The sequence below is a fragment of the Enterobacter cloacae complex sp. 2022EL-00788 genome (assembly GCF_026627565.1).
Lineage (GTDB): Bacteria > Pseudomonadota > Gammaproteobacteria > Enterobacterales > Enterobacteriaceae > Enterobacter > Enterobacter pasteurii.
In genome coordinates this window covers 1-16,576 of the sequence record NZ_JAPNMC010000015.1, presented here as the reverse complement: position 1 = coordinate 16,576, position 16,576 = coordinate 1, and the positions used below count along the sequence as shown (strand labels likewise).

Below are 16,576 nucleotides of genomic sequence, written 5' to 3'. Positions count from 1 at the left end.
CGGCGAATGAGCATCAGTTCTGCAAAACAGATGACACCAGCAGTTGGGTATACGGATGATGTGGATCGTCGAGCACGCGGTCGGTTAGACCACTTTCCACCACCTGGCCCTGCTTCATCACCAGCAGGCGGTCCGCCAGCAGGCGCGCAACGCCCAGATCGTGGGTGACAATCACCACGGCAAGGTTCAGCTCCACCACCAGACCGCGCAGCAGGTCGAGCAGGCGCGCCTGCACCGAGACGTCCAGCCCACCGGTGGGCTCATCCATAAACACCAGCTTCGGATGAGTGACCAGGTTGCGGGCGATCTGTAAACGCTGCTGCATGCCGCCGGAGAAGGTGGTGGGCAGGTCGTCGATGCGCGAGGCGGGGATCTCAACCTCTTCAAGCCAGCGCTGCGCCGTAGCGCGGATGCTGCCGTAGTGGCGCGCGCCGGTGGCCATCAGCCGTTCGCCGATGTTGCCTCCCGCCGATACCTGGCGGCGCAGGCCGTCCATCGGGTGCTGGTGCACCACGCCCCACTCGGTGCGCAGCAGGCGGCGGCGCTCGGCTTCGCTCATGCCGTACAGCGACCTGCCTTCATACAAAATGTCGCCGTTCTGCGGCGTCAGGCGCGCGGAGACAGACTTCAGCAGGGTGGTTTTGCCGGAGCCGGACTCGCCGACAATGCCCAGCACTTCGCCCGGCCACAGCTCAAACGACACGTCGCTGAAGCCTTTTCCCGGCGCATAAAGATGGGTCAGGTTATTAACCGAAAGCAGCGGTTTCATTGGGCGTTCGCCTCGCTCTGTTGGCGGCAGTAATCGGTGTCGGAGCAGACAAACATCCGTTTGCCCGTGTCGTCCAGCACCACTTCATCCAGATAGCTGTGCGTCGAGCCGCAGATGGCGCACGGCTCGTCCCACTCCTGCACCGTAAACGGGTGATCGTCAAAATCCAGGCTTTCGACGCGCGTCCAGGGCGGGACGGCGTAGATGCGTTTTTCGCGCCCGGCGCCAAAGAGCTGCAGGGCGGGCATCATGTCCATCTTCGGGTTATCGAATTTCGGGATCGGCGACGGGTCCATCACGTAGCGACCGTTCACCTTCACCGGATAGGCGTAGGTGGTGGCGATGTGGCCGAAGCGGGCGATATCTTCATAGAGCTTGACCTGCATGATCCCGTACTCCTCCAGCGCGTGCATGGTGCGGGTTTCGGTTTCGCGCGGCTCGATAAAGCGCAGCGGCTCCGGGATCGGCACCTGGTAAATCAAAATCTGATCTTCCGTCAGCGGGGTCTCCGGGATGCGGTGCCGGGTCTGGATCAGCGTCGCGTCTTCGGTTTTTTCGGTGGTGTTCACCCCCGTTACGCGCTTAAAGAAGTTGCGAATCGATACGGCGTTGGTGGTGTCGTCCGCGCCCTGGTCGATGACCTTCAGCACGTCCGCCTCGCCAATGACGCTGGCGGTAAGCTGGATGCCGCCCGTCCCCCAGCCGTAGGGCATCGGCATTTCACGGCCGCCGAACGGCACCTGGTAGCCGGGGATCGCGACCGCTTTTAAGATGGCGCGGCGGATCATGCGTTTGGTTTGCTCATCCAGATAGGCAAAGTTGTAGCCGCTTAAGTTAGCCATTGGCGCGCTCCCGTTGCAGGCGTTTCAGCAGTTCCAGTTCGGCCTGGAAATCGACGTAGTGCGGCAGCTTGAGGTGCGAGACAAAGCCCGCGGCCTCGACGTTATCCGCGTGGGCCAGCACGAACTCCTCGTCCTGCGCCGGGCCGGAGACAGGTTCGCCGTAGTCCGGCGCCTGCAGGGCGCGGTCAACCAGCGCCATTGCCATCGCCTTGCGTTCGCCGAAGCCAAACACCAGGCCGTAGCCGCGGGTAAAATGCGGATCTTCATTTTCTGGCGCGACAAAGCCGTTGACCATTTCGCACTCGGTCATCAGCAGTTCGCCGACGTTCACCGCAAAACCCAGCTCTTCCGGCACGATTTCAACGTCGATATAGCCGCTGCGGATCTCCGCCGCGAACGGGTGGTTGCGCCCGTAGCCGCGCTGGGTAGAGTAGGCGAGCGCCAGCAGGTAGCCTTCGTCGCCGCGCATCAGCTGCTGCAGGCGGGACGAGCGCGAGCAGGGGTAAACCGGCGGCGTGCGGGTGATGTCGTCGGGCTGTGCGCCCGTATCTTCTTCCGCCTTCGCCAGCCCCTGGTTTGCCAGCAGGCTGAAGACGTGCGGAGATGGTTCCTGCCCGGCGTCTGACGTGCTGAGCGTTGGGGCTTCGCCGTTCGCCAGCAGGGTGAAGTCCAGCAGGCGATGGGTATAGTCATAAGTCGGGCCAAGCAGCTGGCCGCCGGGAATATCTTTATAAACGGCAGAAATGCGGCGCTCCAGGCGCATCTCCGCCGTGTTCACCGGCTCGCTGACCGCAAGGCGGGGAACGGTGGTGCGCCAGGCGCGCAGCAGAAAGATGGCTTCGACGTTATCGCCGCTGGCCTGCTTCAGCGCCAGCGCTGCAAGCTCGCGGTCGGCCACGCCGCCTTCGGTCATCACCCGGTCGACGGCCAGGTTTAGCTGCTGCTCAATCTGGGCGACGCTGAGCTCGGGAAGCTGTTCATCACCCCGTCGTCTGTGCTCCTGCAACGCATGGGCGGCGGCGATCGCCTTCTCGCCTCCTTTGACGGCTACGTACATCAGCACACCTCCACGTGAGTGGTCCGCGGGATCGCCAGCAGGCGCTCGCCGCAGGTCAGGATCAGGTCAATGCCCAGCGGGAACGGATGCGGGCGCTCGGTCAGCTCGTGAATAATGCACTCCGGCAGACGTGGCGCGACCATGCGTTCGTCGGCAATACCTGCACCGGTCAGGCGCAGCATGCGCCCGCCGCTCAGGCTGGAGACCTGCAAAATCAGCGTGGCGCTGGTTTCAGGGGCGACGGCACTGCCTTCGCTCAGGGCATTCAGCTGCTCATGGCTGATTTGCTCGTCGGCCACGGCAAAGACCGCCTGCTGGGGCCGATCGACCAGCGGTGCGCTGGTGTGAAAACGCAGGTTCTGGCTGGCGATATCGTTCAGTAACGCGCCCGACAGCCACACCGGGGTGTCGTTGTCGGCCAGGGTCAGCAGCACGCTGGTGGAGGCGAGGTTCAGCGGCAGCCAGCCCTGCGAAAGCTGGTGCAGCGAAACGATCACCCCGGGCTCGCTCATGGCCTTCAGCAGACGACGGAAACTCTGTTGGGCATCCTGAACGGCAAGGGTAAAAGCAGGTTGAAGCGTCATGCGTTATCTCCGCGAACGAGCGTAAAGAAGTCGACCCGGCTGGTGTTCACCTCGGCCTGACGCGCGGCAATGCGTGCGGCGCGGTCGGCTTCCAGCGGGGCAATAAGGGTTTCCATTAACGTCTGAAAATGCGGCTGTTCCTGTAAAAGCGCGTCGATTACCGCGCAGCGCTCGGCGTGCGGTTTATCGCGGCCGAGCACATAGCTGTAACCCAGCGTGCCGCTGTGCAGGCGGATTGCCGCGCGGGTAAGGGTGGCGTCACCGGCGAAGAAGCGCTCGCCGGTGCCGCCCATGCGCGCCTGAATTTGTACCAGGCCAATTTCCGGCGCGCGAATGGTGTCGTAGTCCGGCGTCAGGCCGAGCGCTTTCATGCGGCTGTGCAGCGCGGCAGGCTGGCTGTGGGCCAGCACGCGCATCCAGCGCTGACGGGTGGCGGTGTCGAAGTGCATTCAGTGCTCCATGGTAAATTCGATCATGTCGGCGCGGGTCAGGCTGACGGAGTATTCCGTTGCGTTGATGTCGCCGTCACGGTGGTTGAGGGTGCGCACGCAGAGCAGCGGGGCCATGTTGGGAATTTCCAGCACCTTGCTCTCTTTCGCCTGCGCGCGGCGGGCGCTGATGCGCGTCTGGGTGCGTTTGAGGGCAATGCCGGTGGCGTCCTGAAGGAAGTCGTGCAGGGAACCGCTGGCAAAATGTTGCAGCACCGGCCAGAGGGTGAGATCGGCGAAGTAGTGGTCGATCTGGCACACCGCCACGCCGTTTACCCGGCGCAACGTGCGCAGATGAACGACGTTGTCGCCCTCCTGGATCCCCAGCGCGTCGGCTACGTGGCTGGAGGCCGGGCGCAGTACCGAGAGCAGCTTTTCGCTGGTGGGATGGCTGCCCTGGTCCAGCAGGTTCTGGCTAAAGCGCGCCTGCGCATTGAGCGGATAGTCGAACGGGCGCATCAGCACCAGCACGCCCACGCCCTGGCGACGCTGCACCCAGCCGCGCTCCACCAGCTGGTCGATGGCGCGGCGCAGGGTATGACGATTGACCTCGTAGCGGTCGGCAAGCTGCTGCTCGGCGGGCAGGTAGTCACCGCAGCGGTAGTGCGTGCGCAGCTCCACTTCGAGCTTTGCCGCAATCTCTTGCCAGCGGGTGGGGTAACTGGTCGGATGTCTGGATAAGTGCATATAAAACAAAGCCTCGCTTCTCAGATGAAGTGCTTACGCAAACGTTGAGAAAGGAAATCCAGCAGGCTGACGGTGACGATGATAAGCACCATCAGCGCACAGGTTTGCTGGAACTGGAAACCGCGAATCGCTTCCCACAGGGTGACGCCAATCCCGCCTGCGCCGACCATGCCGACAACGGTGGCGGAGCGGACGTTGGACTCAAAGCGGTACAGAGAGTATGAGATGAGCAGCGGCATGACCTGCGGCAGCACGCCGTAGAGGATCTCTTCGATTTTGTTCGCTCCGGTCGCGCGGATGCCTTCCACCGGGCCAGGCTCGATGGCTTCGACCGCTTCCGAGAGCAGCTTGGAAAGCACGCCGGTGGTGTGGATGAACAGCGCCATCACGCCCGCGAACGGACCGAGGCCGACGGCCACCACGAACAGCATCGCAAAGACCATTTCGTTGATGGCGCGGCAGGCGTCCATCAGGCGGCGCATGGGCTGGTATACCCACCACGGCACGATGTTTTCGGCGCTCATCAGGCCAAACGGAATGGAGAGGATCACGGCGAGGGCGGTGCCCCAGACGGCGATTTGCAGCGTGATCGCCATTTCACCGAGGTAGTCCTGCCACTGGCTGAAGTCCGGCGGGAAGAAGTCGGCGGCGAAGGTGGCCATGTTGCCGGAATCCTTGAAGAGCAGCAGCGGATCCATCTCCGCCCCCTTCCAGGAGATAACGAGCACCGCCAGCAGAATGGCCCAGCTTATGAGCGAGAACCAGCTGCGTTTTGGCGGTGGGAGAGTGATGGTTTGCATGATAACTCCGTTGGTTTATGTCCCCTCACCCCGACCCTCTCCCCAAAGGGGCGAGGGGGAAAAGACCGCACCGGGCAGTCCCCTCTCCCCTATGGGGAGAGGGTTAGGGTGAGGGGTAGAAAAACGTTACTGCACCGCTTTATTCACGCTGGTCATGGCGCTCAGCGCGGCGGTCAGACGGTCGAGATCTTCCAGCTGCGCCTTAATTTCCGACACTTTGCTGGTCTTCTCCTCTTCCTTCAGACCCGCGTTATCCTTCACGCCCTGCATCTGTTTAAACAGCGCCAGCTGGCGAATCGGGACCAGCTGCAGATCGCTTGAGGCACGGAACGGTGCCCAGCCCAGACGCTCCAGAACCCCTTTCTCTTCCGGCGTTTTGCCGTAGTTCATGAAGAAGTCGTAGACCTTGTCCTTGGTGCCTTCGGAGAGATTTTTGCGCCACACGATCGGGTCGCCGGGGATCAGCGGTGATTTCCAGATGACCTTCAGCGCCTTCAGCTTGTCCGGCGCGGAGGTCTTCAGCTTGTCGAGGTTTTCGGTGTTGTTGGTGGCGACGTCCACCTGCCCGTTCGCCACGGCCAGCGCGTTGGTTTCGTGCCCGGCGTTCACCGTGCGTTTGAAATCGCTGGCGGAGATGTTGTTTTTCGCGAAGACATAGTAGCCAGGCACGAGGAAGCCAGACGTCGAGTTCGGGTCGCCGTTACCAAACGTCAGCGCTTTGCGTTTGGCGATCATGTCGCTGAGGTTGTTGATCGGGCTGTCTTTGTTAACGATCAGCACGCTCCAGTAGCCCGGGGAGCCATCTGCCGCAACGGTCTGGGCAAAAACCTGACCGTTGGCGCGGTCCACCGCTTCCATGGCGGAGAGGTTGCCGTACCAGGCGATATCCACTTTATTGAAGCGCATCCCCTGGATAATGCCCGCGTAGTCCGGGGCGAAGAAGGCATTCACTTTGATCCCCAGTTTGGTTTCCATGTCCTTCAGGAACGGTTCCCACTGCGGCTTCAGGTTTTGCTGTGATTCCGTCGAAATGATGCCGAAGTTCAGCGCTTTTTCCTGTTCCTCGGCGTACGCCGGGCTTAGCAGGGTGCTGATGCTGAACATGCTGGTAAAGGCCAGCGCGGCAACGGCTTTGTAGTTCATTTCCATTCCTCGTTATGCGGACGTTAAGCAGCCTGCGCGCGCTCTTCGACGCGGTTTACGCTGCGGTAGAGACGATCAAAACGTTCGTTATCAAACTGGTGGCTGGCGCCATCGAAGAAGACATGCCCCTGACGCAGGGCAACGATCCGCTCGCAGTAGCGCAGGGCGTAATCCACCTGATGCAGCGTTACCACCACGGTGATGCCGTCGTGCTTGTTGATGTCGCTCAGGGTTTCCATCACGATGCGGGCCGATTCCGGATCCAGCGAGGCGATAGGCTCATCGGCCAGAATGATTTTCGCTTTCTGCATCAGGGCGCGGGCAATGGCCACGCGCTGCTGTTGCCCACCGGACAGGGTAGAAACACGCTGGTGGGCGAAATGGGCCATGCCGACGCGGGTCAGCGCCCGTAAGGCGTCTTGCTTCTGGGACGGGGAGAACCAGCGCAGGCAGGTGCGCCAGAACGGGGTGCTGCCGAGCGCGCCAATCAGCACGTTCTCCAGCACCGTCAGGCGGTATACCAGGTTGAACTGCTGGAAGATGCAGCCCGTGCGGGCGCGGCTTTTACGGATATCGCTCGCCAGGCGGCCCGCGCGCTGTACGGTGTTACCCAGCAGCTCAACGTGGCTTTCCGGCGTTTTATCACCGGTGATGAGGCCGCTTAAGTGGCGCAGAAGGGTGGATTTACCTGAACCAGACGGCCCCAGCAGCGCTACCATTTCGCCCTGCTGGACGGTCAGATCAACGGCATGCAGCGCCCTGTTGTGATTGAAGGTCTTGCTCAGTTTCTCGACGCGGATGACAGTTTGCATGTGCTGGGCCTCACGATAAATGTGGCCTCATGCTGGCGCATCAATGTGACATTTGGGTTAAGTGTTGGTTGCGGGAATTTGAAGAGTTGTGCGGAGTTTGATGACAGCCACGCCAGGCCCGGTGAGCCAGGCGTCACCGGGCGCGGTTGCCGGATGCGCAGCGCTTATCCGGCCTGGGACGGTTGCTGTTGCTTAACGACGTTAATCATCCACGGTACGCCGTATTTGTCGGTCACTGTGCCGAATCCGTGCGCCCAGAAGGTTTCCTGCCAGGCCATTTCGATAGTGCCGCCATCGGCGAGGTTGTCGAACCAGCGTTTGCCTTCCGACACGTCCTGGGTGTCGAGCACCAGCGTGAATCCGGCATACTGCGCGCTGCTGCCCGGCGGCAGCCCGTCGCTCATCATGATATCGCTGCCGGCAATGCGAACGTTAGAGTGGGCGATGGCGGAGTCCGGGAAGTTCATGCCCGACGGACAGCCTTCATCGCTGTTTTCGTCTTTTGGCATTTCACCGAAGGTGATTTTATAGAGAAGTTCTGCGCCGACGGCCTGCTGATAGAAGGCGGTGGCTTCTGCACAGTTGCCGGCGAAGGAGACGTAGGGACTTAAGGGCATAATCATTACCTCAGGTAAGAGAAGCCCGTTAAGTGTAGTACCCGTCAGCCCGGTGAGCGAAGCGCGACCGGGCGGGTAAATCAGTTCTTTTTCACAAATTCAGATTTCAGCTTCATAGGACCAAAGCCGTCAATTTTGCAGTCGATATTATGATCGCCTTCCACCAGACGGATGTTTTTCACCTTGGTACCAATCTTCAGCATGGAAGAACTGCCTTTAACCTTCAGATCTTTTACTACGGTAACGCTGTCGCCGTCTGCCAGCAGGTTGCCGTTTGCGTCTTTCGCAATCAGCGTATCGCTGTCCGGTGCAGGCTCCGCATCATTCCATTCATGGGCGCATTCCGGGCAAATGAACATGCCATTGTCTTCATAGGTGTATTCAGAATTGCATTTCGGGCAGTGTGGAAGTTGCATGTTGGTATCCTCAAAAGTGTTAACACGCTGGAAAATGCCAGCAAATGACGGCAGGATGCCGAAAAAGGCAGCGAGTATAGCGCAAATCCCCACTTTTGTCGGTGATATTATCTTATAAAAATAGCGTATCAATGCTGCCGGGTGAGAGGTATCGTCAGTCATTTAAGGGAAGCTTAAGCCCCTAACGGCAGCGATGGTAATGATGCTAACGATATCGAATATTTTATTACAGCAAATTGCTACGCTGTGTCATTTCGGATAAGGTGAAGCCACAAGCCGTTATTTATCCATCTTCTCTTAACCTATACACCTTTTGGTGACGGGGAATACCTCTCTTTTTTGGTGGGTAAATAACGGTGATATATCCTGAAGTTTTCTGAAAATGAGCTCTGTCTATTCGCTTTTGGCTTTCTGGCCAGGGGATGCTTTACACGCGTTACAACAATGGGAATTAAATTTCCATTGCCTTCAGTACGTTGTATTAAATGAACATGTTTTCCATACGTGGTCATATAAGCCTGAAAAGCATAATTAAAAAAAGTGGCTTAATAAAAGTAATAAATTTGCGTTAAGGAAAGGCTTTTATCATGCACACACAGACCATATTTGAATTAAGCCAGGAAGCCGAACGTTTGTTGCAGCTCGCGCTGAACAATCTTGCTTCATTAAAATCAATACCGATAGCTAAGCTGGATAGTACAGCCGCTGCGATGAGCGGCATTAATAACAACGTTTTGCCATTACATTTCAGCGCGCGTGGCGTCGATGCACAGCAGGCGATGCTGAATAATGAATTACGCAAAATAACCCGCCTCGAAATGGTGCTGGCGATTGTTGGCACCATGAAAGCGGGGAAATCGACCACCATCAATGCCATTGTGGGCACCGAGGTGCTGCCCAATCGCAATCGTCCGATGACGGCGCTTCCCACGCTAATCCGCCATACGCCGGGCCAGAAGGAGCCGGTTCTCCATTTTTTGCACGTTTCGCCCATTGATATCCTGATTTCTCAGCTGCAGAAAAAATTGTCCGATAAAGATCGCGGCAAGCTGGCGCGGCGTCTGGAAATAGACAAGGACATGAACACGCTGCTGGCGCGCATCGAAAAAGGCGAGGCGTTTGAAAAACATCATCTGGGCGCAGAGCCTATCTTTCACTGCCTGAAAAGCCTGAACGATCTGGTGCGCCTTTCCCAGGCGCTGGGCGTGGAGTTTCCGTTTTCCGAGTATGCGGCGATTGAAAATATTCCGGTGATTGAGGTGGAGTTTGTGCACCTCGCCGGACTGGATGCGCACCTTGGCCAGCTGACGCTGCTCGACACGCCGGGGCCGAACGAGGCCGGTCAGCCGCATCTGCAAAAAATGCTCAGTGAGCAGCTGGCGCGCGCCTCCGCCGTGCTGGCGGTAATGGACTATACCCAGCTCAAATCCATTTCGGATGCAGAGGTTCGTCAGGCGGTTTCGGCGGCGGGAAAATCCGTGCCGCTTTATGCCCTGGTTAATAAGTTCGATCAGAAAGATCGTAACAGCGATGATGCTGAGCAGGTGCGGGCGATGATCTCCGGCACGCTGATGAAGGGGAATATTTCGCCTGGGCAGATTTACCCCGTTTCATCCATGTGGGCCTATCTGGCGAACCGCGCCCGCTATGAGATAAACGCCCACGGGCGGCTTCCCGATCATCAGGATCAGCGCTGGGTACAGGATTTTGCCGAGGCCGCGCTGGGCCGACGCTGGCGAACGGCGGATCTGGACGATATCGATCATATTCGCCACGCGGCAGATCTGCTGTGGGAAGATTCGCTGTTTGAGCAACCGATCCGCAGGCTGATTTACGCGGCTTACGCCAACGCCTCGCTGTTCGCGCTGCGTTCGGCTTCGCATAAGCTGCTCAATTACGCGCAAAACGCCCGAGAGTACCTGGACTTTCGCCATCAGGGGCTGACCGTTGCCTTTGACGAACTGGAGCTGAATATTGCCCGTCTGGAAGAGGATATGGCGATGCTCAGGCAGCGGCAGAGCGCGGTAAGCGATGAGGTGCAGCATGAAGTCGAAGAAGCCCTCAACGCAGCGGATGCGTTCCTGCTTCGCCAGAAAGAAGAGCTTCGGCAGGCGCTAGGCGACATTTTTAGCCGTCCTTATCTTCTTGATTTAGCAGGACGAGAGTCAGCCTGCACGCATGCAGACGACGCGGACGGGATCCAGCAGCTGGTGCTTGAAGATGAAGGACAGGCGCAGATTTTGCTGAATAAGATCAGATCGTCATGCGAACCGATCGTGCTGGATGCGCAGAGCAGGATTAGCCGGGAGCTGGCGCTACGCTTCGATCAGCTGGAGTCCACGCTGGCCCGCTCGCTGAACGAGGCCATACGCCCCATCGAGACGCGAATTAAAGAACAGCTCAGCCATGCCGGTTTTCGGGCGCGGATCAGCTTTCCGGCGTTTCAGGCGAACCAGCTTAATTTCAATACGCGCGGGCTGTTTAATGATGCCATTGTGCGGGACACCCCTCCAGCCGATCGGCCTTCAGGGACGGGCAGCATGCGGGAGACCGTCTCGCGCTGGCTCAATAATCCGTCCTGGGGCTGGGAGGAATATGTGGTGACCCGCACACGATACGTCATCAACATCGCTCAGCTTCGTGACAACTTTACGCAGCATACCGATCGCTTTTGCGATCAAATCCGTAAAGCTTTGGCTGCGCAGGTCGATGTTTCTGTTACGGCGGGTATGGCAACGTTCTTTGCGGAATTTTCGTTATGCCTGACCGGTTTACAGGAAAGCTTGCGTGATAGCCTTGCCGTGCGGCAGCAAAATGAGCGTTCAACCCGGGCGCTTAGCCAGCAGCTGAAGCAAAGTATGACCACAGCGGCGTGGATTCAGGAAGATACCCGACTGTTACGCGATGATATTCAAACCTTATTCGCGGCAGAGCAACCATGACAACACGGCTACTGGACGGTCCCGGGCGGACGCTGGAGTGTATTCATCCCAAATTTATGGTCGATCTGGTGCAGGGGGTGGATGCTGCGCGTCATTCCCTCTCCGGGCCACAGCAGCTGCAGTTTCGTGAGCGTTTGACGCAGGAAATCATTATGCACGCCCGGCTGCGGGCGTGGGCCATGGCGGGAATGCTCAACGAAAATGCAGCATTACGGATGGGGCTGGCGGAGAAGCTGGCCGGTATGCTCGATCCCGGGCACCTGGCGCTGACCCGTATGACCGACAGGCTGGTAGCCCTGCGCCAGCAGGCTAATCCACGCCTTCCTCAGTCTCCCGGAGTGTTACAGCAGTACGAGGCGCTCTCCGCTCATTTCAGCCAGCGTGCCGCCTATAAAGAGAAAGCGCTTGCCCAGCGCGGCCTGATGGTTCAGGCAGGGGAGCACAGCGAGCAAATCTTTACCCGCTGGCGGGCCGGGCAGTATGACGGCTGGTCGCTGGCTGGCCGCTGCTATATTGTCCTGGAGGAGCTGCGCTGGGGCGCCTTTGGCGATGCCTGCCGCCTGGCAAATCACGATGTGGCGGCAATGCTTAAGGATAACCTGCGCAGCATGGCGGCTAACTATCTGGCGCAGGGGATTAATGCCTCTCCCACGACCCGCCATTTTTATCATCAATGGCTGACGACGCCCGCTTCTCCCGATCTGACGGATTATAAAGACATGCTGGGCTGGCTGGGGGACTGGTGTCAGGCGGATAACCACCCGCTGTGCTGGTCGGTGACGCAGAGCTGGCAGACGGTTGCGTTGGGTATGCCGAGGCTCTGTTCGGCAAAACGGCTGGTAGATGGCATGGTGGAGGAGATTTTTGGCGCGTGAGATGCCCCCTCGTTGGGAAGAGGGGGCGACAGGATCAGTGGTGCATTTCTACCGCTTTTGGCTCAGCCTGAGTCTCCGGAACCTGTCCAAAGCGTCTGGCGTACAGCGCCGTGATGATAGGCACCAGAATTGCGGTCACAATCACGCTGGCGGCAACCAGAGCTGTGGCGGAGGCCGCAACCGGTTCGAAGGCCGGGTTAATCTGGGCAATAATCACCGGGTTGGCTACCGCTGCGCCCGCTGCTGACGAGGCGGCCACGCCTGCCGTTCCGTTGCCTCCCCCGATTACGCGGTCTGCAATAATCAGCGGAATACCCGTGATGATGATAACTGCCACGCCCAGCACAATGCCCAGCAGGCCGGTTTCCAGGATCACGTTCAGGTTGATGGTATTGCCCAGCGCGAAACCGAAGAATGGGATCAGCACCGGCGTAGCTTTGCTGAAGAAATCGCGCAGATCGTGATCGAGGTTACCCAGCGCGAAGCCGATCAGGAATGGCAGAATTGCGCCGACAAAGTGGTGAGGTTCAAAGGAGGCGAGGCCCGCAGAGCCCAGGATCAGCATGGTCATCAACGGACCCGACTCCAGGGACATCAGCACGAACGCGCCGGACTCTTCTTTGGTGCCGTATTGATTCATCAGGCTGGCATACAGACCGCCGTTGGTCATATCCATCGCTGAGACAATCGCCAGAACGGATAACCCGGCGAAGAATCCGGTCTGGATCCCATTCTCCGGAATGAACATCGCGCAGACCATGGCAACAACCCAGGCGACCGCTATTTTAGTAATAACCAGCGTCCCCGATTTACGTAATACCGTACCTGTTGCACGTAAGTTAATAGACGCGCCGATGCAAAAGAACCAGACGGCCAGAATCGGTACCGTTCCGGTAATCATTCCTTTTGTAAAACCACCAAAATAAGCGCCGGTGTTCGGAGCCAGCGTATTTAATATCGCACCAAGTACCAGCGGGACCAGCATCATCCCACCAGGGATGCGTTCTATTGTTGCTTTAATCTTCATCATTAACCCTCACATCTCGCCCGCTTGGCTGGCGGAAAGCTTTAAAAAAATAGCTCAATAAATTCAACTAATTGGCTTATGGACAGGCCAGTTAATTGGTCACTTATGCTGTAAAGCGAAATACTGGCTTTTATGCAGACTTCGCTTGAAAGCCGTTGAGAAATCGTGTTCGGATTTATGATGCGATCTTTGGAATTGCGATTCAATGAAAATAAAACAGTGTTTTAGTTATCTTCGTCACATATTCAATGTAAACCGCGTTTCCCGCTGTTAATTATTAAATTTTGTGTAAATTCGATGTGAAGAAATGTGATTGCTTTTGGTTTTGAAAGGAATAATAACGCCCGTGAAGATCTCTTCGGGAAGGAGATTGCGAATGACCTTAATTCTCGGGAATTGACAAAAGCTGAAGCCAGTTTACGAACGCGAAAAATATATGTGAAGTTGATCACATATATAAACGCTGGTAGGGTAAAAAGGTCATTAACTGCCCAGACAGGCGTCAACAGGTTCGGTTGTATCGACGTAAAACGTCAATGTAAGTAAACCTGCTACGCTTGAATAAGGAGATTCGCATGGAGCGGATCCCTGGTTCACAGAGTGCTAAATACGCTGTGAAACGGACGGGGCTGAGTCTACGAGGAAAGCTATGCTTAGAAGGAAAAAGGTTAAACCCATCACGCTGCGCGATGTCACCATTATTGATGACGCTAAGCTGCGCAAAGCGATTACGGCGGCCTCGCTCGGTAATGCGATGGAGTGGTTCGATTTTGGCGTCTACGGCTTTGTTGCCTACGCGCTTGGTAAAGTGTTCTTCCCTGGTGCCGATCCCAGCCTGCAGATGATTGCCGCGCTGGGTACGTTCTCTGTTCCCTTCCTTATTCGCCCTCTCGGTGGCCTTTTCTTCGGCATGCTGGGTGATAAATATGGTCGCCAGAAGATCCTGGCTATTACCATCGTCATTATGTCGATAAGTACATTCTGTATCGGCCTTATTCCCTCCTACGCCACGATTGGCATATGGGCGCCGATTCTGCTGTTGATCTGTAAGATGGCACAGGGCTTCTCCGTTGGCGGCGAATATACCGGCGCGTCGATTTTTGTCGCCGAGTATTCTCCGGACCGTAAACGCGGCTTTATGGGCAGCTGGCTGGACTTTGGCTCGATTGCCGGGTTCGTCATGGGCGCGGGGGTCGTGGTGCTGATCTCAACCGTGGTCGGGGAAGAGAATTTCCTCAGCTGGGGCTGGCGTATCCCGTTCTTCCTGGCGCTGCCGCTGGGCATCATCGGTCTTTACCTGCGCCACGCGCTGGAAGAGACGCCTGCATTCCAGCAGCACGTAGAAAAACTGGAGCAGGGCGACCGCGAAGGGTTGCAGGATGGCCCGAAAGTGTCGTTCAAGGAGATTGCAACCAAACACTGGCGCAGCCTGCTGACCTGTATTGGCCTGGTGATCTCCACCAACGTCACCTATTACATGCTGCTGACCTACATGCCGAGCTACCTGTCGCATAACCTGCACTACTCGGAAGACCACGGTGTGCTGATTATTATCGCCATCATGGTGGGTATGCTGTTTGTGCAGCCGATTATGGGTCTGCTGAGCGACCGCTTTGGCCGTAAACCATTCATCATTCTCGGCAGCGTCGCGCTGTTCGCGCTGGCTATTCCGGCGTTTATCCTGATTAACAGTAATGTGCTGGGGCTGATTTTCGCCGGTCTGCTGATGCTGGCGGTGATCCTGAACTGCTTTATCGGGGTGATGGCTTCTACGTTGCCGGCAATGTTCCCGACGCATATTCGCTACAGTGCGCTGGCGGCAGCCTTTAACATCTCCGTTCTGATTGCGGGCCTGACGCCGACGCTTGCCGCTTCACTGGTGGAGAGCACGCAGAATTTGATGATGCCTGCCTATTACCTGATGGTCATTGCGGTGGTCGGCCTGATTACCGGTATTACCATGAAGGAGACGGCGAACCGTCCGCTGAAAGGGGCAACGCCCGCGGCGTCCGATATTCAGGAAGCGAAAGAGATCCTGCGTGAGCACTACGATAATGTAGAGCAGAAGATTGAAGATATTGACGCAGAGATTGAAGAGCTTCAGAAAAAACGCTCTCGCCTTGTTGACCAGCATCCGCGAATCAACGAGTAATAAAAAAACCCGCCGCTGGCGGGTTTTCTTTTATTAGCATCCTGCGGCAATGTAGTCGCCGCCGGCGCTGACGGGGATTACCGTCAGGAACAGGACGGTCGCGAAGAGGATAAGAACAATCCCGCCGGCAATTTTGACCAGCGGAACCATCCCGCTCAGGGAAGATCCGCCGCCAAACCAGGCCACTGTGCGTTCACGGGCGTAACGTACCGCCAGCGACAGGCCCATAATCGACAGCGCCGTGCCCAGCGACATCGTCATTACCGCAGCAATGCCCCAGCTGATGATGCCAAGCGCATTCGAAAACATCAGAATCATGATTGCGCCACTGCACGGGCGCGCGCCAATTGCCAGCACTACTCCCAGACGGGTTTTCCAGTCGCTTTTTGCGAGATCTACCCCCACGCCGTGATGGCCGCAGCCGCAATGCTCATCGTGCTGGTGAAGCGGCGTGAGCGTGTTAATCGTCAATTTGCGCGGGCGCAGGCTTTTGAAGGCCTGATAAATGATAAACGCCCCGAAGGCGGCAATCAGTACGGCGCTGATTTTCTCGACGTACCACCGGCTGGTGCTGATATCCCCGGATGCGAGGTTTAAGCCCACCGCCAGGATAAAGACAAAGAAGATCGCGCTGACGCCCTGCATCAGGCTACCGATAAACGGTACGACGCGCGCCGCGAGCTGGCTCTCTTTATTGGTGGTGAGATACGTAGCGACGATAAATTTGCCGTGCCCTGGCCCAATGGCATGGAGTACGCCATAAAAGAAAGCGCCGGTTACCAGCCATAGCCCACCGCTGTACTGGTGGTTATTAAGCTGCAACAGATACATCACCAGATAACGGTGCAGGGCGATCTGGGCAGCCAGGCACCACTGGAGAAAAGCATTCCAGTGCGCGTGAAGGGCAAAACCTGCAATGAGTAACACCAGCACGGTGAGTCCGGCTGCAGGGATGCGCCAGTCACGATGAAGACGTTGTGTCGTCATAAGGTTGACCTGCGAGGGAATTATTTGCCGCTAGTATAGTGGATCTTCGCTTTCAATTCGTTGGATCGCACAGGGATCGTCGATGAATTGTGGATAACTCTGTGCGTAAAAGGGTATAAGGCGGGGTTTTGCTGGGGAATACAGCAGTCAGTCATTTTTTTGCAACTTTTCTGTTGCGGTCGCTCGGGAACTCCCTATAATGCGCCTCCATCGACACGGCGGATGTGAATCACTTCACAAACAACCCGGTCGGTTGAAGAGAAAAAATCCTGAAATAACGGGTTGACTCTGAAAGAGGAAAGCGTAATATACGCCACCTCGCAACGGTGAGCGAAAGCCGCGTTGCACTGCTCTTTAACAATTTATCAGACAATCTGT

Annotated in this window: 16 protein-coding genes; 3 read left to right on the top strand and 13 right to left on the bottom strand. The window is 57.3% G+C overall.

Annotation, left to right across the window (positions count from 1 at the left end; genetic code table 11):
• Positions 1-13: 13 nt before the first annotated feature.
• The 11 genes from phnK to OWK27_RS19690 form a co-directional block, all read right to left on the bottom strand.
• On the bottom strand, positions 14-769 hold the full coding sequence (gene phnK / locus OWK27_RS19740; RefSeq protein ID WP_267591040.1) for a phosphonate C-P lyase system protein PhnK: 756 nt from the start codon (positions 767-769) through the stop codon (positions 14-16).
• On the bottom strand, positions 766-1,611 hold the full coding sequence (gene phnJ, locus OWK27_RS19735) for an alpha-D-ribose 1-methylphosphonate 5-phosphate C-P-lyase PhnJ (protein ID WP_267591039.1): 846 nt from the start codon (positions 1,609-1,611) through the stop codon (positions 766-768). Before phnJ ends, phnK begins: the two co-directional genes overlap by 4 nt.
• The gene (locus OWK27_RS19730; protein ID WP_267591038.1) at positions 1,604-2,668 is read right to left on the bottom strand and encodes a carbon-phosphorus lyase complex subunit PhnI; all 1,065 of its coding nucleotides are present in this window, start codon (positions 2,666-2,668) and stop codon (positions 1,604-1,606) included. Before OWK27_RS19730 ends, phnJ begins: the two co-directional genes overlap by 8 nt.
• On the bottom strand, positions 2,668-3,252 hold the full coding sequence (gene phnH / locus OWK27_RS19725; RefSeq protein WP_176608934.1) for a phosphonate C-P lyase system protein PhnH: 585 nt from the start codon (positions 3,250-3,252) through the stop codon (positions 2,668-2,670). The genes OWK27_RS19730 and phnH overlap by 1 nt, the downstream gene beginning before the upstream one ends.
• The gene (gene phnG, locus OWK27_RS19720; protein ID WP_148422152.1) at positions 3,249-3,701 is read right to left on the bottom strand and encodes a phosphonate C-P lyase system protein PhnG; all 453 of its coding nucleotides are present in this window, start codon (positions 3,699-3,701) and stop codon (positions 3,249-3,251) included. Before phnG ends, phnH begins: the two co-directional genes overlap by 4 nt.
• Positions 3,702-4,427, bottom strand: a complete 726-nt coding sequence (gene phnF, locus OWK27_RS19715; protein WP_176608932.1) for a phosphonate metabolism transcriptional regulator PhnF — start codon at positions 4,425-4,427, stop codon at positions 3,702-3,704. It lies immediately after the preceding gene.
• Positions 4,428-4,447: 20 nt separating this feature from the next.
• Positions 4,448-5,227, bottom strand: coding sequence for a phosphonate ABC transporter, permease protein PhnE (gene phnE / locus OWK27_RS19710; protein ID WP_032646912.1), 780 nt, complete (start codon positions 5,225-5,227; stop codon positions 4,448-4,450).
• A 126-nt stretch (positions 5,228-5,353) separates the two neighbouring features.
• Complete coding sequence (gene phnD / locus OWK27_RS19705) at positions 5,354-6,370, bottom strand: phosphonate ABC transporter substrate-binding protein (protein ID WP_176678667.1); 1,017 nt, start codon at positions 6,368-6,370, stop codon at positions 5,354-5,356.
• Positions 6,371-6,393: 23 nt separating this feature from the next.
• Entirely contained in the window at positions 6,394-7,182 is a 789-nt protein-coding gene (phnC, locus tag OWK27_RS19700) for a phosphonate ABC transporter ATP-binding protein (protein WP_267591037.1), read from the bottom strand.
• A gap of 164 nt (positions 7,183-7,346) precedes the next feature.
• Positions 7,347-7,799: a VOC family metalloprotein YjdN gene (gene yjdN / locus OWK27_RS19695; RefSeq protein WP_148422147.1), complete on the bottom strand. Its 453-nt coding sequence runs from the start codon at positions 7,797-7,799 to the stop codon at positions 7,347-7,349.
• Positions 7,800-7,879: 80 nt separating this feature from the next.
• Complete coding sequence (locus OWK27_RS19690) at positions 7,880-8,215, bottom strand: zinc ribbon domain-containing protein YjdM (protein WP_267591036.1); 336 nt, start codon at positions 8,213-8,215, stop codon at positions 7,880-7,882.
• A gap of 587 nt (positions 8,216-8,802) precedes the next feature.
• Here OWK27_RS19690 and crfC point away from each other — a divergent pair.
• Entirely contained in the window at positions 8,803-11,157 is a 2,355-nt protein-coding gene (gene crfC / locus OWK27_RS19685; protein ID WP_267591035.1) for a clamp-binding protein CrfC, read from the top strand.
• A complete protein-coding gene (locus OWK27_RS19680; RefSeq protein ID WP_267591034.1) occupies positions 11,154-12,032 on the top strand; it encodes a diguanylate cyclase regulator RdcB family protein in 879 nt (292 codons plus the stop codon). The genes crfC and OWK27_RS19680 overlap by 4 nt, the downstream gene beginning before the upstream one ends.
• Positions 12,033-12,066: 34 nt before the next feature.
• On the opposite strand, the gene kdgT is transcribed toward OWK27_RS19680, so the two are convergent.
• A complete protein-coding gene (gene kdgT / locus OWK27_RS19675) occupies positions 12,067-13,059 on the bottom strand; it encodes a 2-keto-3-deoxygluconate transporter (protein ID WP_148422285.1) in 993 nt (330 codons plus the stop codon).
• Positions 13,060-13,708: 649 nt separating this feature from the next.
• Between kdgT and proP the strand changes: the two genes are divergently transcribed.
• Positions 13,709-15,211 (top strand): glycine betaine/L-proline transporter ProP, encoded by a 1,503-nt coding sequence (gene proP, locus OWK27_RS19670; protein WP_148422140.1) that lies wholly within the window; start codon positions 13,709-13,711, stop codon positions 15,209-15,211.
• 33 nt (positions 15,212-15,244) lie between these two features.
• On the opposite strand, the gene OWK27_RS19665 is transcribed toward proP, so the two are convergent.
• Complete coding sequence (locus tag OWK27_RS19665) at positions 15,245-16,198, bottom strand: nickel/cobalt transporter (protein ID WP_252005136.1); 954 nt, start codon at positions 16,196-16,198, stop codon at positions 15,245-15,247.
• Positions 16,199-16,576: the final 378 nt, after the last annotated feature.

Excerpts from the sequence above, each read along its gene's own strand:
- phnK (WP_267591040.1), bottom strand. The coding sequence starts at position 769 with ATGAAACCGCTGCTTTCGGTTAATAACCTGACCCATCTTTATGCGCCG.
- phnJ (WP_267591039.1), bottom strand. The coding sequence starts at position 1,611 with ATGGCTAACTTAAGCGGCTACAACTTTGCCTATCTGGATGAGCAAACC.
- OWK27_RS19730 (WP_267591038.1), bottom strand. The coding sequence starts at position 2,668 with ATGTACGTAGCCGTCAAAGGAGGCGAGAAGGCGATCGCCGCCGCCCAT.
- phnH (WP_176608934.1), bottom strand. The coding sequence starts at position 3,252 with ATGACGCTTCAACCTGCTTTTACCCTTGCCGTTCAGGATGCCCAACAG.
- phnG (WP_148422152.1), bottom strand. The coding sequence starts at position 3,701 with ATGCACTTCGACACCGCCACCCGTCAGCGCTGGATGCGCGTGCTGGCC.
- phnF (WP_176608932.1), bottom strand. The coding sequence starts at position 4,427 with ATGCACTTATCCAGACATCCGACCAGTTACCCCACCCGCTGGCAAGAG.
- phnE (WP_032646912.1), bottom strand. The coding sequence starts at position 5,227 with ATGCAAACCATCACTCTCCCACCGCCAAAACGCAGCTGGTTCTCGCTC.
- phnD (WP_176678667.1), bottom strand. The coding sequence starts at position 6,370 with ATGAACTACAAAGCCGTTGCCGCGCTGGCCTTTACCAGCATGTTCAGC.
- phnC (WP_267591037.1), bottom strand. The coding sequence starts at position 7,182 with ATGCAAACTGTCATCCGCGTCGAGAAACTGAGCAAGACCTTCAATCAC.
- yjdN (WP_148422147.1), bottom strand. The coding sequence starts at position 7,799 with ATGCCCTTAAGTCCCTACGTCTCCTTCGCCGGCAACTGTGCAGAAGCC.
- OWK27_RS19690 (WP_267591036.1), bottom strand. The coding sequence starts at position 8,215 with ATGCAACTTCCACACTGCCCGAAATGCAATTCTGAATACACCTATGAA.
- crfC (WP_267591035.1), top strand. The coding sequence starts at position 8,803 with ATGCACACACAGACCATATTTGAATTAAGCCAGGAAGCCGAACGTTTG.
- OWK27_RS19680 (WP_267591034.1), top strand. The coding sequence starts at position 11,154 with ATGACAACACGGCTACTGGACGGTCCCGGGCGGACGCTGGAGTGTATT.
- kdgT (WP_148422285.1), bottom strand. The coding sequence starts at position 13,059 with ATGAAGATTAAAGCAACAATAGAACGCATCCCTGGTGGGATGATGCTG.
- proP (WP_148422140.1), top strand. The coding sequence starts at position 13,709 with ATGCTTAGAAGGAAAAAGGTTAAACCCATCACGCTGCGCGATGTCACC.
- OWK27_RS19665 (WP_252005136.1), bottom strand. The coding sequence starts at position 16,198 with ATGACGACACAACGTCTTCATCGTGACTGGCGCATCCCTGCAGCCGGA.